Annotated in this window: 1 protein-coding gene (running past one end of the window); it reads right to left on the reverse strand. The window is 49.0% G+C overall.

What is annotated here, in order from left to right:
* On the reverse strand, positions 1-18,395 hold the final stretch of the coding sequence (locus PHR44_08075) for a HEAT repeat domain-containing protein (GenBank protein MDD4910613.1). It continues 49,627 nt past the right edge of the window; the window shows 18,395 of its 68,022 coding nt (coding positions 49,628-68,022); the start codon falls outside the window, past its right edge; its stop codon occupies positions 1-3.

Consider the following 18,395-nt stretch of genomic DNA (forward strand, 5'->3'; position numbering starts at 1 on the left):
TCAGTGCCGTCGTTCCTCTTCACTGTCCGCCCTGTTAACTGAAATCCGCAATATCCTTGCTACGGTATGCGCGCAATCCCTGCTTAACCCGAAATCAAAGAAGCAATCTGCAAGGCCGCGGTAGCCGAACATATCTCCTGGAATATAGCCAAACCCTGCGTTTAAGGCCTGCAGCACCTTCATCATGCGCTGCATATTATCCAACTCAGCATACGGCTTTTTCTCTTCCCCGCTTAACGCGACACCGGATTCATTCAGGATCTCCAGGGCAATGGTAATGGCGCCCCTGTTGATCTCGGGAGCGTATCCGTTTTTGTATCTGCCTGCGATGCCGGCTAACCAATGTATTTTATTCTGCAGGTTTTCGGAGAGGGCGCTGATATCCGGCAGGCCCATACGCCCGCCGCGACGGGCATTGATAACCCCGTTGATCAACTTAAGGATATTTCTCTCTCTTTCTTCATCCCGGGCCTCCGCCTCTTTCTCTACAGCCTCACAGCCGCCGTCTCTAAGGATATCATCAAACCTGAAAAACGGCTCATAAAACATTTCATCCTGTTTCTTGCCGGCCGCGACAACCAACAGCACAACCGGAGTTAATACCGCCGACAAAATGAAAAATCCGGCTATGGTCCATTTTAACATATCCCACCAGCCCCACCCTCTTCCGAAGGCACCTGCTGCCTGCTCTGCCCCCAGGCAAATATCCGGAAACCCTAAGGCAAGAACGATCAACGCGAGCGCGCATGCAGCATATTCTAAGGATATTCTATTTTTTGCAGATATCTCATTCAAGCTCTCATAAAAATATCTAATTGAGGCGCCCCGGGGATCGGCTATAACTGCCGCCATTCCCATGTCCGCCCCGTCTGCCGTTAAATCTGCATAATCCCCTATGCCAATGGAAGCGAATTTCTCTGCCACCGCCGCCTTAAATCTATCGGCCGCGCCCTTCAATCCCTGTTGATCACCTCCGGATTTGTAACCCGCGGCTAAGAAGTATAACTTGTAGTTACCCGGGGACAATTGGATCCTGTCCGCTATCTGCCTGAAATGCTCATGGAATTTAACATTTAAAGAATTGAAATGCCCTACTCCGCATTCGTTATTTTCTGTATCCATTAAAATGAATACTACGCAGTCAAAGGCGCCGAATGTCATCAGCGATTCATCCGACCATTTAAAATCATCCATGCCTACAGAATACCGCCCATCTCTGTATGTACCGCAAAACTCAAGCCATTGCGCCTCAGTCAATTCATTATCTATTATAATCTCTGCCTGCCGCTCATCCCCGCCCACCTCCCGGGTCGTGTCAAGGGGGCTGCTGGAGGCCTGCAACTTTTCAGCTAAGCGAGAAAAGCGGTCTATTCTGCAGCTTCTCGAATCGGCATTGCTGAACATGCTATCGATAAATCCATGCCAGTAAGAATCTATGCTTTTCTGGTCTTCTAAAGAATCTAAGAAGAGCGACTGGTTAGAATCGGGAAATCTTATCGGCTGGGGCAGAGAAGATACTGGCTTTAATATGTTTATTAAATCCTCATTGCCATCCGACAACCCTTCTTTCGCGTGTACAATACGCTCCCAATCAATAACTACAAGCGGCACTCCCTGAAGGGCTGCCTTCAGAGCCGCGTCTACCGTCCCGCTCTCCCGCTTGCACTCAATAACTACGACAATATCGCATAACGCGGTAGTGACGGCGTTTCTTGCAAGGGCAAGATCTATATCGGGAAGACAACGTCTCTGTTCCACCCAAACTATCGCACCGTTATTGATTATTTGCTGTCTCGATGCTGGTTTCTTAAACACGCCTATCCCGCTTCCACTCCAGGGTTTGACGGCTATTGTGGTGCCTCCATTATCAATAGCTGCCTCATGGGCCGCTTCATCTATTCCGTAGGCACCGCCGGATACTACTGCAGCAGTAATACCCTTATTGGCCGCGTAACTGAAAGTAGAGCGCACCAATATGTCGGACAAAAGACGACCGTCTGGGCTAGACTTAGTTGCGCTACCGATAATCCCTATGGTTAAATCCTGATTCAATACCGCCTTTACATCCCTGGATGAACTAACCATTAAATGTGCCGGTGGAAAAACCTCGTCTATTTCGTAGGGGGTAGCGGGGATTCTTTTTAGTTTTCTGGCACGTATAACTTCAGGCCATGGATTCCGCATAGCCGTTAAACATTCTGCTACTTCCATTAATCTCTCGACATCCATAAAACTAATTTCCCCAACCGGGCTGCTGGAGGCCGGTCCCGACATGGCTTTCATGGCTTCCCCCAAATATCGTATAGTCCTACGCGGATCAAACCTATCGCTGCCGTCAGGATCAACTCTTAAGCCGCTTTCGGCATCTATATTAAAAGGCAGTACGGCATTTAAACCTGCCCTTATTTCCCGGATTTTTCTATCTACATTTGTATCATCTAACCCCCCTGCGACGCCTATGCTTAAACGCGGATACGCCTCTCTGATGGAATTGATCAATCCCGACGCGATCCCGCTATCTAATTCCTTGCCTGTGCCTAAACTTATGTCCAATAAGATCGCGTCTATATGCCCCTGATAAGCCTTCAGGTAACTAACTGCTTCTACTTTTACATTCGCGAATCGGTCTAATTGGACCTGAAGTATAACCTTGACTCCGATCTTTCTTATTGCATCCATCTGCGCGGCATCAATATCATCGCCAAATAAATTTATTTGAACCGCATCAGGCAATTGGTTTGATTCGTTTAATTGCCTGATAATATCGGTTAACATATTATCGCTTTTGGAGTGCTTGGAATAATGAACACAGCTCAGCAGGCCGGATCGCCTTAGTTTTTTCAAAATATTCTTCATTTCTTCAATATCAGTTATATAACGATTAGGATGCTTGCCAGACATGCTTTTTCCATCATCTACTATAAGAAGCCCTGCCATGGCTGAAACACCTTCAGTAGTTGCCTTGTGCAGTCCCTTCACTTTCGCGACTAAACTACAAACATCTGCTATTGAAGCTATGCCCGCGACACCAATATAGCATTTGAATGATCCCTCAAAGATGGCGAATTTATTTATATCCCCACCCCCCTCCTGCTTCGTGGCAAGCGGGCTGCTGGAAGCGACCGAACAAAGAGCATCTATTATTGCCTCAATGTTTTGGATGGGGGTGCGCGCAGGAGTATCGCAGGCAATGCTAAACACCATTTGACCTGCCTCTATATATTGCGCGTACCGCGCTGAATTCCCTGCTATCAATTCCCGTATTTGCGCGCAAGTCAAATCGGGTAAACGCGCCGCGGGGATTGAACCCATCACAACTGCCTTTTCCGCCAAATACCTTAGATGCTCCGCGAAACCTATTACCTCATCCACATGAAAAGCGTCCACTTCCAGTGCTGCCAGCGCCTGCATAAATTTATTTTGATACAAACTGGAATTACCGCAGTTGTGGTAAACCGCTCTCTTCTTTAACTCCTTTATCCTGGCGGCCGATCTTCCTGCTAAGGCAAAAATAAATTTCCTGCCCCTCGGCGGGCCAAGAAGCTCAAAAACCGGCCCGGAATAAGGATCAAGAATGATCATCACATCGGCACCGGCGGCAATTGCCTGCTCGGCATATCGGATGCTTACCGCAGTGCAATAGTCAAATAACACCCCCACCGTCTCTGTTTGATATACTACCTCCGTGGCCATATCGTTTAACTTCTGCAGTACGCAAGCAAGGGTAGCCGGACCCATTACATAGGCAATGCGCGGAACATCCGGCAGCATCTGCCTAAAATGCCTTAGCGCATCAAGATACACCTTAGCGCGCCCATCTTTCTCAAAATCAGGAACTAGCAGCTTGGACACGTTTTCTGCAGTGAAGGTAAATGAATCATCAAGAAGATAATTATCTGCACCTTGTTTGATAGTACCTTCCCGCTCATCATAAACTGCCTTGATCTCTGGCGCCCCAAGGTGCCTGTTGACAAGCGAAACAGTCTCGGGAAATAAAACTAGATCCATTGCCGTAAGCACGTACGGCAGACGGAAACGCCTGTGCAAATATTCCATTAACTGAATCTGCGCATCTGCCTGATTCGTAGCCTGCCGGACAGTATAGCTGGCCGCCCCCTCCCGCGCCATATATCTCAATCCCGCCAAGCCCAGGGTCAGAAACGGCTGCCGTGTTTGCGCCCAGACACGCAAGATATCATCCTCCGCCCCGCCCCCCGCCTGCGACGGGGCAAGGGGACTGCTGGAGGACTGCTGCAAACCGGTCAAGTTACTATATGATAATTTCCCACCATTTGGCCGAGACTCGTTCACCGATGAGGAATCAGAGGCAGGAGGGTTATTCCCGGCCGCTTCAAACCGCGCCTTTAACTCATTTGTTTCATCCCGGCTCAAAGGAAGATAGATGATCCGGGAACCTATCTGGATTCCCGGGGTTCCGGGGACGGTTCTCTCGCCTGTATCCCTTTCCGGCGCAGAGGATTGCGAGGATTCTGTTATATCCGCGCTACTGGAGGCCCGTCCCTCTCCGGCCATAGCCGCGGGACAGGATTGATTAAGAAATTCCTCTGCCTCCCCTATCCTCTTTCTTCCAATTAAGATTGCTAAAATGTTTTGGAGCTCAAAATTTGTCAGCTCTCTCTTCCTGGCCACGGAATGTACCCGCTGACCACGGATCCATTCTTCATAATGAAATCCATCAAGAGTCCCCCCAAATCTGGGAACAAGACCAGCTCCATGGAGCCGCCGGATAGCATCCACCTGTTTTGATCCGGACATCCCGATCTGTTTGACAGCCATGGATTCGCGGCCGCTTCTCCCTGCACCGTGCCTCTTCAGAATTAACTCTAATCGGAAAACGGCTTTTTCGGTTGCCGTTATGAACCTAGCTTTTGCTGCGCCTATGTCTCTATGACGCGCGGCAAGCCCTGCCCTTTCTGCAATCTCATCATTGGCCCAGGTAAACTCTGCCTTTACCGCCCCGATCCGCTTTTCTACGCAGGGATAGTCTTTTTCGCTTTCTTCTGCCGCGGAAGAGGAACTTGGCACTTCCGGCTCCAGAAGGTATTGCGGCCCCTCTGCTGCCTGCCAAAATCTGTCCCATGAGACCTCATCCTGCGCGGCAGCAAGCGATCTGAATGCCTCACAAAGAACTTGTAAATCTTTGATTTTTTCGGTGGAAATTCCCAACTCCTCCCCCAAGAAAGCTTCCAAATTACCTGGGCTGACGGCTTTGCATGCGGCATCCCTTCTTAGCCGATTCATCCGGTAGATCAGACGCTGCTTTCTTCCCGAGATTGAAAAGTTACGGCAAATATAATCTTCGATGAATCTTCTTATCGCATTTTTGGCTCCGTTGACAAATACGGCACCGTTAATGCCGCCGCATCTTGAATCCCACTTCCGAACAATATCTATAAGCCAAACCAATACTTCATTATACAGATCATCATATTCCACACCTAAACTGTACATATGACGGGAATAGTTATAAATCACGGTTTCGACCTGCCTTATTTTCATTGCCTCCCGAGCCAATTGGATCATCGGCTCGGTGGCTTCTTGAGGAATAATCCGCGCCATTTCGCCGGCATTTGCCTTTTCCCATTTGTATTCCCTGCCTTCGGCATTGATATAGACGTAGAAAACTTTCGGCCTGCCTTTATCTAACTCTATCTTTATCGGCGCTGCCTCGCTGTTGGGATAAAAATAATTGCTTTCACCCAGCCTTAAGCCGCCCCATCCATTCATGGTGATGCCGCCCTCGATAATGCCGGTGAATACATTCCGGGTTACCCATTTGTCTATATTGCTCAACTGCCATCCGCGCGTTTCAACCGGAGGAAAAATATTGACGATCTTGCCTTTATTATCCCTTGCCAGAACATAAGGATATTCGTGAGGGCTCTTTTTGGCGGGGTCGTTTACTGTAACCCCGATACAGATATCGCCTTCATATTTCGGGATGACAGTTACGCCGCCTTCCAGGCAAAGCTCCAGACACCTGCCGTGTTCACCGCCGGAAGCCAAAATCCGCTCTATTTTTATGCCCGAATATTCATAAGGGATGAATCTCACGGGTTTTCTTTTCCTGCCTTTATTCGTGTGGCTGAAGAATGCGAAATAGGCGGATCTTAAACCGGTAATCACTATTCTATCTTCGGGTTTGGATCTTTTCAGCTGGCTAACGAGATTCTGCTTTCTCGTTGAAAAAATTAATTCGCCGTTAAGCCAAAACAGGACAAACGGTTCCCAATCGCCCCACTTGCCGTTACCGCGCTTTTCTCTGATGGCGGTAATTATGCCGTTATCGGAATATCTATACCTGAACGCAAGTCTGGGGCGCCCGCGGCTTTCAGGGAAGAGGCCCCTTATAATACGATTGCCGCATACTAATAACGCGATCCTCCTCTGGGCCTCACTAAAACGATGCCTCTGCTTATTAAATATTACGAAACCGTTGTATCCTGTTTTAGAAATAATGATCAATTTTCTTCCTGTATCAACGCTGAACTCAGCCGGAGGTATGCCTCCCAGGTAAGAACGAACCGGCGTAAGCGTCTCGGGGTCGCATATAATACGATAACTATACGTGCGGGGATTTCTGCCTTCTTTGTATATTGTCGCGGAAGTAATAATTCCCAGGGCCTTCTTACTGCTGCGCTTGAAAACTATACACTCTTGTTCAGAAAATATGAGCCGTATGCATAAGCCGTCTCTTATCTCTGCCAAAGCCATGCGTTTTTTAAATTCTATGGGGACAGATAACCGAGCATCCTCCAAAAGCCGGGCTGCGCTGCTCAAGTTTACATAGCATGGCATATAGACAGGCCCTTTGCCGCTCTCTGTTCTTAACTGTCTCTTGAAGTTAAAAGACAACGCTTGGAAAGTAAGAAGTATTTCGCCCTTCTCATTAAAGGCGCAGCGCTGGCTACGAGGGCCCCACTCTCGCATAATCTTTAAATATTCCGCTATTTTCGCCGCCCCGCCCCCCGCCTGCGACGGGGCAGGCGCGCTGCTGGAAGCGCCGCCCTGTGGCTGGCCTTCGGTGTAACAATCGCCGTCGGGGCTGCCGAAAACCATTATCTTACCTTTTTCTTCGCCTAACCTTGCGATAATCCCTCCTTCTTCCAATAGCCGATGGATCTGCTCTCTTTTGCCGTTTTCAATCCCCGAAATCACTTCCGCCGGATTATCCGCGCTGCGATAATACTCAATAGTATAATTTTTGTTTAAAACCAGAGATACGCCCTGGGCATCTTCGCCGTTTCCCGGGACGAGGATATTCTTATAGTCGCTGCTGTTTCTAAAGAATGCCTCGGGCAACCAACTGCCGTACAATTCAGCCAGCATCTTCTCAACGTACTCAATATGGTAGATGCCGATGTTGCGGATGACCTTTGCTGTCTGCGCATCCCTTATTTTCCGCTCATAAAACACCCTGGACACAAAATACAGCAGAAGGTGATTGAGTGCGTGGGAATCTTTTGCCAGTTCATCAATTAAATCAGGGGCATAGTTAAAGTCATCGCACATATGCAGGTATCTGAGGATATAATAGTGCAAACTATAATTCTGGCTGTAATGCCTGAAGAAACAGGGCAGCAGGCCATCCCTGATAAAATTCCGTAAGGTAAGCTCTTTTCCGTTTAAATACTGCAACAGCGCGGATAAAGCCAGTTCTGAAGACTCGCCCTTCTGAAGATCAAATATTTTCAGCAGGCGTTCATATTTTCCTTTTTGCTCCAAGGAGCTAATTAGTTGCCTTACTTCGCTCGATGCATCTTCAGAAGCATAAAGGAGGTTGCATAAATTGATAAGTTCGGCGTCAAAAACTAACGCCGATTCTCTCTCCGCTTCGCTTAAACTATCATATTTTCCCTGCATAGATAATCCCAATAATAAATCTATGATTTTCTGCTTGTTATGCGCGCGCGCTGCGTCCAAAAGCGCACAACCGTCTTTCTTAAACATATGGACGATTCGCTCTTTCAAGACAAGTATATCTTCCGTTCCTGATGCCGCATTTTGCATAAGTCCAAACAGTCGCTCTTCCTGCGACACGAGCGACTCCTGCGCTCCCGCGTCCTGCGGGGCAGCCGCGCTGCTGGAGACGACTGAAGACGGCATACCGCCATCCCGGCACATTCCACCTACTAGGGAAGACGACTCTCCCGGACTGCCGGGGGTGACTTGTGATCTCGCCGGTGAAGTAGATCTAACTGCGGTAGTACCGGCAGCAAATCTCAACCAATCCTCCACGCTGCTTTCCATCATGGGGCCAACCCGAGGGTTAACAGCCAAAACCTCATCTTTAAACCGAAAACACAACTTGTACAACCCTCCGCTTAAAAGCGCGTTGGCGAGCCCCTTGTGCTCAATGCCTTTAAGACGATACAGCCGCAGAAACCCGTTTACCATGTTCATAAAAAGCGAATTATTGCCGTATCTGAATATATAATCTCCGTTATCCCTGTATTCTTCACTATAGAATTCGGCAATATGCGAAAGTAACCGGCAAACTATCAGTTCTGATAAAGGAAACAATAAACAACAGGCCAATTTTATCCCTGCCCCCTCTAGGGCCTGCGGATGGCAATGCTCTTGCCCTGCCATCTGTTGTGCCAGCGTTACGCGTATATCTTCCGGAAACATATCTATATTCATATGGGGCGGATAATATATACGCTTCGTATCAGATTCATCCGCACTTAAAATTAAGATGCGGTGCAGCTGCCGCATTTCATCTGCGATTTTATGAGAAGCAACGAACCCCCTACGGCAATTATCTATGATCTGTTTCACTAACAAGAGGAATCTCTGCCGGACCGCCTCAGAATTGCGCTTTAAATTTAGCTGATTACGGCTTTTGGGCTCGGGCTCTGCTTGTGCGTCATACACAAGTTCATCCCACGGCACTTCTGCCGCATATTCAAAATCAACCAACCCTGTATACGCTATCTGACACGAGCTTCCTCCTGTCTCTGTTATGGGGAAGCCAATTTCCGGATTACCGATGGACAACGACCCCCCCATGGGGCTGATAGGTTTAGATAGCCACCATTTTTCGGAATCGGGAAACCCTCCTCTTCCAGAGGATTCAAAAGCCGTACCGGCGTCAACATATCTATTCCGACACACTTCCCCTAACGGCTTACCGCGGTAGTATCTGGATGGACCGCTACGCCTTTCCCCACCCACGCTGCTGGAGGCCTTAGGGCGCCTTCTTACAACCGCGCCTCCGTTCAACTCCGGTATGCCCGCGGCGACCTTACCAAGAACAGTAAAGAACTGTTCAACCTGCTCCTTAAAATAAGACAAATAAACCAAAACGGATTCGGGTTCTCTTATTTCCATAGAAACACACTTTGAGACAATCCTTTTCCTGAAAACGCTGATGAGCTCTAACTGGCTATCTTTCAAAGACAATATACCGGACAATATCTCAATAGGGCTGATCTCGCCCGATTTCTCAAGCAATAAATCTCCTTCCATCTGGCCTTCCGTATAAAATCTGTAGAGAAAATCATCCAATAGCGGCCTTATCTCTGAAGTGTCTATATGTAACAAACCTATTTTAAAATAAAACGCTGTCAATAGATCCTTCAGCCAGTCATTATAAAAGCGGGTTATGTCACCGATCAATGATCTAAGGGATATCTCTCTATCCTGCCCTTCAGCCGGGCGAAAACTCTTTATATTATTTAACCATATGCATCCATTGCCACCCTGCCCTTTTATCGCGCCCGGGCTGCTGGCAGAGGCAATATCATTGATCCGCGCCAAAAGCTCCTTCCATCTATAATTTAATTCTTCCCTTGTTATCTTTATAATCGTTATCCCCAATATATCGGCTCGGGTCCCGGAACTTAAAATGTCGTTTATGAAGCCGCCGAAACAATCATCAAGCATAATTATGATTCTTATCGCTGCCTGATCCTGATCCGATAATACGATTTCCCTATTCCCAAGCAACCTTGATGATAGTAAATTGGAATCGCCTGTCCTCTTGCCCATAAGTGGGGAGCCCTTGCCGGGCCCCTCCTCTATCCTTAATAAAGACGCTGCGCAGCTGACAACCTGCCAGCGCGCGTCGCTTTCAACTAACTTTATTGCCAGGCGGCTCTTGCCGCTGCCGAAATCCCCCAGAAGCTTTACCCCAATACCGCCATTAAACAACAAAAGTTCTCCATTAACCCAATGCCATCCAACATTAGCCGCCCCGCCCCCCGCCTGCGGCGAGGCAGGCGCGCTGCTGGAGGCGCCTTGGAAAATAATTGACCCTGGCCTGCTCCATCCATCTTGCGCCCAAGCAGGGACGCATATACAAAAATCGCTAAATTCCCCCTGACAGGTAATTACGGCGCCTCCTTTAATACCTGACAACATCATATCGGCATCGCCCAATAAAAAGGCATCCCCCACATATTCCTGTAAAGCCATCCTGACCTGATAGAGCTGATTTACATCTATGGCGGTAAACGTCTTATTCATAAAGACTGCCGCCGACCCTCTTAAAGACGCCAATATACCATCGTCGCTCGCGTCACCCTGCCTGACAGAGAAACTACTCTGCGTCAATTGCCGATGTTTATTCAAAGTATCAATGATACCGGCCGCTCTTTTCTCATACCCGGCCGCCTTTTCTTTAAAACCTTCGGTCAATAGATGGTCTCCTAGCGCGAATGGCGATTGGCCGGAAAGCCGCTTTTGCGCTTCACTGACAAACGCTGGCGTCATCTCGATGCCATCTAACACGATATGCCACCGCTCCACATCTCCCCATCCCTTATTATTCTCAAATGCCTGGATTATTGCCGCGAGAATAGTGGCCATTTCTTCTCCAGTCGCGGGGCCGATGATTGACAAACGTATATAACTTTGGGCCATGCCCTGTGCCACTATTAACGGCAGAACCCGGCACTGAAAATATTCGATTTGCCGCCGATGCCTGCCAAGATACGAGAAACGGGCATCCGCGTGTACGGCGCCAAACCATTCCACATTCCAAGGATGCGAATTCCCCCATAAAGGTCGTTGGAACACGGGTGCATCCTTACCTGGTTCCCCGCCCCCCTCCTGGGTCGGGGCAGGCCCCGCCTTCGGCGGGACAAGCGGGCTGCTGGAGGCATGCTGCGAGCCGACCGGGTTGCTAGATGAGAATTCTTCACTATATGACTGCAACTCGTTTACCGGCGAGGAGCCAGAGGCAGAAGGACCGTACCCGGCTACTTCAAGCCGCGCCCTATCAAGGATTTCTATTATGCCTAATTTTTGCAATTCGCTTCCTGTCTCTTCTGGATCCTTAGCGTGTTGAAGGATAGCGGAAATCTGCCTATTTACAGCCGGGATCATAACTGTCTCAATCGGGATTAAACCGCTTCTATAATCCTGTATGGACTGATGGATTACGCTATAGATCTTATCCGTTAATCTTAAGCCATATTGATACTTGAGCCTTAATATCCTTGTCAGCGTACTGAGGGTAAGGTTCCTTCCATTCCCCGCCATACTAACCTCGCCTTTTAAAAGAGCGGTCAAGCCCTCTGTGTGCCCATAAATATTACCCTCTGCGTCCAAGGCCATCATCAGCAAGGTTGGGCCTGATTCCGCGAAGAGTTCTCTGGTCCGCGGGTCTACTACAATCCTGCGAAGTAAAACCTCTGTTCCGCTGTTCGTGATTCCCTGCATCGGACCTGCGTATTGAATTTCAACTCCGTTAAATTCGGCCTTTCTAGTCGCTCTGGCAGGACATAATAAATCATCCGCGCTGACCCCGAGGGCTTGTGAAATCCTGTCCAACACCCCCATGGCGTATCTGTGAATTCTATAATTATCTTGAGCCTCGTCACGGCTAAGCGCATTCCTCTCACTCTCATTGAAATCCATCATGATGCTGACATCTATATCACCCAGTATCTCACCGAAGAAAATATCCCTCACCCCTCCCCCAACAACAACAATGTCCCTATCTAAGCCTTGGTCCTTCAAGAAAGAAAAAAACGCCCTTAATCTATCATCTTTTATGTCTCCTATGTTTACCTTGCCGTTATTTATGGCTTGGCGCACAAGCCGCTCATCAAGGCCGTTCACATCAGCAACCTTAATTATTTGTTGAACATCCAAAACTGCTTTTGCCTTCTCTAAAGAATTAAGGCATCTTCGCAGCTCCCCCACCCTGCCGTTTAATTCTCCTACTTCCGGATTTTCTACTTCACCGCTTACCTCTACGAGCGTTCCATTATGCTCTGTGCCCACCCATTCCGTCCAAGTACCCATTATTTCTCTCGGGACCTCTTGAAGCCTGCGTTCAGCCCACAATAAATGCTTCCTAATGGACGGTATAGCCGAAGGATCATTCATAAGTACGAGGCTCCATGCCAGATAAAGCCCCCCATCAACGTCGAACATCTCTATTAATGGTTTCACAGCCCTATGGTCCTTCAGTTCTCTGAGAACCCATATGGCGTTGAAACGAATGCGGGCATTCTTATGGCTCAGGGCTTCTATCAATATGGAGACGACATCTATATCCTTGCCTACCTCTCCTATTCCATCTATCGCTTTATAGGGCCATTCCTCTAAAAGATAGGCATATACTTTTGCCCTTGGGGTCCCTATTCCTGATAATGCTTCTCCGATTGCTCCATTGATAATCGTTTTATACAACCACGCGTCTTCCGTAGAAAAAATGCTCCGCCCAGTATCGCGAATGGCCGCAATCAGTAAATCTACTACGCGGGGATCGCGGATTTGCCGGATCTTTTCGAGGGATTCATGATCAACCTCTGCATCACGCCGGCAGAGTAGGTCTCCTATGGATTCCTCAGCCGGGCTGCCGGAGGCGCCAGAAGACTCCAAAGCCATCACAAGATCGGAATCACCGATAAGCGCCCTTAACAAGTATGGCCATTCGATTCTCATCCACCTGATTGCCTTAATATCGCCGTTTAATGCCTGCCGGACCATGGATTGTTTCTGCGCGTCCCCGGGAAAGGTCAACTCTATCATCTCGTCGGCGATACCAACAATGGACTCCGGCCTGAATCCATATACCAGCCATAAATGCATAGCCATTAATCTGTCACGGTCCTCCTGCTCGGCCATAGAGATGCGCGATCTGTATTCTCTATCTTGCCGCTCATCCCATTCGCTCTGATGCGCCCCTGTCTCTTTTTGATACATATCGGCAATAACCTGTTCATCATAATCATACCTCAAGGCGCGGTTACTAACGCGTATATTCTCGACTCTTCCGCCTGCCGGTTGCAACAAAACAACAACGGTGAATATCCTGGAAATCATCTGTTGCAACGCCCTTGCTATTCCAAGCCGATATTCAGCAAATATGTACATTCCGAAATAAACATCGTACAGACCCTCCTTAATAGACCGAACATAGTCAAGGGCACCGTAGCCAATAATATTTTCATCCTTCGTAATCGCGTATATGTAAGTATGCGGAGTGACTATTGTAAAAGGACAAGGCAGTATGATAGCTCTTATGTTCTCCGTAAGTATGGCGATATTACCCTGATCCTTAAGTTGTTCAAATGTAAACATCGCCTCCATAAACCTGCGATGACCTGTTAATGCCTCCTTTAACCTCCGGTAATACGCATTTGTTTCTTCTGCTGAAATATAACATAGTTGCCCCTCACCCGGGCTGCTGGAGCCGCCCTGCTCTTGTTCCGTTCCCGTAACACCGGAGCGGAAGATTCCAAAATCAATGATCGCGTCATAACGCGGCAGATTCGCCGCCCTCCTATCTTGCGCCCTCAGGGCTATAGATGCCGGCGTATCTAGACGAATCTCTCGGTTCTTGCCGCTCTTAACCGCATCCCGAGGCTTCTTTCTGCTGCTTTTTTTAATCCTATATCCGTCTCTGATCAATATTGCTTCAAGTTCATCTAACGAATCATTACAGGACTCCAAGGCCTCTATATCAAGGGACAATCTGCTGTAATCCTGCAACAGGCCTGCCATAAAATCCATAATAACCCGGAGATATTTCTCATCGTATCTGCCCCTGACCATGACTGTAGCGATGTCCTCACAATACAACTCCAAACCTAACAAGGTTAGCGTGGATTCATAAAGGCAGTCAAAATACCCTATATCCCGCGTTTTGTTCCTTATTAGAACCTGAATGCTCAGCCCGTCCTTTTCTCTTACCAGGGCTATACACTTGCTTAAGGTTATGGACGGGGTTGAATGGATACCCCTGGGGTCGGCGGGATTACTGTATATCTTAACATCCCGCTCGATACATGTCTCAGCGATCTCCCCGCCCTCCGCCTGCGGCGAGGCAGGCGCGCTGCTGGATGCGCCCGGCGACATCCAACCTCGGTCCTGCAACAGAAGCCAATTGCCTTCAAGCGGCAGACACTCCACCCACTCTTTTATTACTTTATCAGCCGCGGCCTTATCCTCTCCGTTGGCATTATGCCGCGGCGCTGTTTCAGACCTCTCTTCCTCATCACACAACTCTCTCCATAGGTCAACTTCGCTTGGTGGCATCATCCTCATAACCCTCTGTATCATGACCAAGACCGCATGAGGGTTGGCCCGCCGCAGCTCCCCGGCCTGCTGAAGTAGAGACCTCGCCGCCTGTGTGGCTATATCCTTCAGAAGAGGCAGCCTCATTGCCGTACCATAATAAATACCCTGCCCGTCAAAAATAGGCCTGCCCTGTTCGGAAAGAAGTAATTTTTCCTTAAAGGCCTTTGCTAATTCCTCCAAGCCCATCTTCCGGGGCTCCAGGACATTGAATACCCGCGGAACCACACAGCTGAAGTAATGGCGTATTTCATAACTATCTTTCTTTTCTTTGGCGCGCTCAATAATGAACTTCACTATCTCCATAAGGCCAAAGACAGCCGGAAATTCCGCGGCCTCCAGGTAACCCGGGTCATCTGCCGTGCCTATCTTAAGGACCTCCTCCGCGGCAGCCTGTTTTATCAATTCAACTACACGATGATGGACAAAAACCTTAAAATAGCGAAGCAGCTTCCCGCTGCCATTCCCCGTGCTCCATCTTGAATGGCCTGCGACAATGGTGGCTGTATCCAAGATTACCTCGTTTAGCTTGGTCAGGCCTAATATTTTTTTAGTCCTTGCCCGGCATACCTTCTTCAGGTTTATGACTTCAAGCTCAAAGAGGCGATAGCGGCGGCGTATAGCATTATTTGTCTGCCAATCCATCCTGTTTATTACCATGGAAAGGTTACCGACACTCAGTCCTAATAATACGGCTAATTCACCATTAGTTGATAATCCGCCCAGCTCCTGTAATCTTTTCAATATCGCGTCTTCAACCATCTTCGTCCTGGCAAAAATCGGCCGGACAAACGGCATCCCCGCGTTGAGATCACTTTGCTTAAAATCAATGCCCTGGAGCACGCGCTGTATTGCGGAATACTTAAGGTAACCCTGCAATAAATAGACGAGCTCCTCCAGCGACAGCCTGCCTCTTGCCAGCATAAAGGCCAGAAATATCCAATGGGTTTTATTATCCTGCGCCTCCTCGCGTATCCTCCGGGGAAGCTCAATGTCCGGCAAAAGACGATCGAGGGCATGACGGATATCACCTCTTAGCCTGCCATTGCCGCCTAACCGCTTTAGGCTGTCAATGACATACTCTCTACCTCTTCCTGTTTTTTCCGTTAAGACATCAAGCGTGAGCCCTCCGTCTATTTGTTTGATGACGGCGATCAATTCCTGCTGGCTATGGACTAAACCCGCCTCTCTTTGCTCTTCATACTCCTTCAATAGCCTCCTGAGTTTCTTCCTGGCCGCTTGCGGCACTGCCTTATTCTTACTGAGACTGATCAGCGTATCTCTTATTTGCCCATTATCTTTTCCGGCCAGTTTTGCTAATTCCCCGAATGTAAGCTGCCCGTTTCCGCTCCTGACTATATCCAATATTCCCTGCTGGGTCCTTGGTATCCCCCTAGCCGGCTCTGCCTTCAGTATATTCTTTATGGTCTTCCTTTGCTCTCCTGTAATATGCGGATTGTCCCGCAATCGCTCCAGCCTGTTCCTTACCGTACTTCTGGTGCCTGTCAGCGCTTCCGATAGGCTATCCAGAGATGGTGATCGCGCCTCCCGGATCATCCTCAATAGTTCCTGCTGTGTCCGCGAGATCCCTGCCGGAGGGCTTGTCCGCGCGATCGTTTTCATCGTCTTTCTCACCGCAGGCGCAACGTTACGGTTTCTCTGCAGAATTATGAGCCTATCGCGCAGGTAATCCGGCCGCTTATGTAAACGTGAAGCCATTATATCTACAGTGGCACCCTCCCCCAACTCCATAACTAAATCCACGATTTCCTGCTGTTGCGCGCTCAAAGGATGCCTGCTGAGGGCCCTGGCAGGCTTAGATGAAACGGGGAGCTCTTTCTCTCCGTCTCCCTCCTGCGGCGGGGCAGGCGCGCTACTGGAGGCGCTCGGCTCTATTCCCATCGGCGATGCGGATTTATCAAGCGCTGAGGCGCCGGGTATTAAATCTTCCTGATAGCGCAAATTTTGCATTTTAACCTTAAGCGGCTTATAACCTCCCTGAGCCGCCTCCTCCGGAGTAACACCGGCTATTTTGACGCCAAATTCACCTAGACTGTCTTTCATGATATCAGGCCACTTACCTGCCGCAGCCGATGATGCAGGACTAAATCCATCTGGACCAGCGCTGCCGGAGGCACCATCGAGAAATACCTTAAAAAAGATACCCTGACTAAGCTCATCTTCGGTAAATACCGCATTCCTGTTTTTGAGCCACCAACGATAGAACTTGACTGCTTCATGCGTCGACTCCCACTCCAAGATCTGAGCCCCTTGCTGAAACTGCTGCTCAAAGACAACACCCAGTATCGCCGAGCCACGCCCACGCTTGCCATCCGGACGCGGCTCGGTCAACAACACGTACATGTCAGAATAACCACCGGATAAACCCATAATACCGGGGACATACCGGCCATAGACAAAGCCGGCCAGCTGCTGTTCCTTATCAAACAAACCGTATGCAAAATAGCCTGTAGCCCTGTTCAGGGTAGAATCCAGAAACCGCACAAATGACCCTGCGTCTCTGGCGATGTAGAGATTACACCCCCTTGCCCGCCTGATGACAAACAACTGGCCAATAAGCGCCTGTTTCTCTATATCCTCCATATCCGCCCAGAGCCGGGTAAGGTCCATGACTGACTCTTTATCTCCCCAGCTTCGCAGAATATATTGCCCGGCGCTGTTTATCTTCTTGATCAAACTCGCGGGCAACAGCCCTTTCTTGATATTTTTTCCGTTCTGATATAAGCCCGTAACGCTCCATATGATATCAATAACCTTCCCCAAACTGCCGGCCCCAGGCCCTGATAACCCTCTTACCGCCCCGCCACCCGCCTGGGTCGGGTCAACCGAACTGCTGGAGACGCCGGAAGGCACCGGTCTACCGTTTCCGTCAAGGTCAATGGGTTGCTGCAACGCCGTCAACGCACCGCAGGGACTGCTGGACATTTTCTTTAAGAGAACATAACCCTGGAATCCAAGCTCTTCTAAAGACGGATCGGCGAATATATGGCATCCGCTCTCTCTCGTCAGGGTATCTTCCACCTTGCGGGATATGGCATTGATGAGTATGGCCCTGCCACAGTCGGAAAGATACAAAGGTATATTTTCCGCAACAGATCTTAACATTCTATTGCCATAATCCAATACGTTCCTGAGGGCCGGCGTCATACACTCAGGGGATATTTCCTCTCCTTCTTCATCGTCAGATTGAGGCATACAGTAAATAATGATATCGTATTGACCGTGCGCTCTTTCAAACAGGTCGGACACAAAGGTATTGACCATTGAAGATACTCCCAGGCGCTTAGCAAGCAACCTGGTATTCCAAACCGCCATATCCTTCTCATCCAAAGAATCAACTCTGGCCCCTCTCAGCGCGGCGGATACCGTATCAAGGCCCATGCCGCAGCCCATCACCAGCGCATTCATCCCCGGCTCAATATATCTTCGCGCAGCATTCGCGCTGATGACGCTTGAGGGGTGAACGCCGTAATGGACCATCGGCAATACGGGGATCTTCATCATAGAGGATACATCGGCATCGTCTATAAAGTAATGCAGGTTGTCCCCCGCTACAATACGGCTAAACTCGCCTTCTTTATTAAGAAACGCGTATGTATACCCGCAGCTTATATCAGACGCGATCTCCATGCCGGCAAGAAATAGCTCTTTCGCGTGGGCGCCTTTTATCATCCATCCATTACGGGCATAATAGCCCGCGATAGAGATAACCGATGCCCTGTTATCATTTCTGAGGAAGCATAATAATATCGGTATATCCCCGTGATCGATCACCCTGATAAAATCACCCGGCCCTAATATTTCCGCATCAGAAAGAT

The sequence above is a fragment of the Candidatus Omnitrophota bacterium genome, from assembly GCA_028707125.1.
Classification (GTDB): Bacteria; Omnitrophota; Gorgyraeia; order Gygaellales; family JAQTUX01; genus JAQTUX01.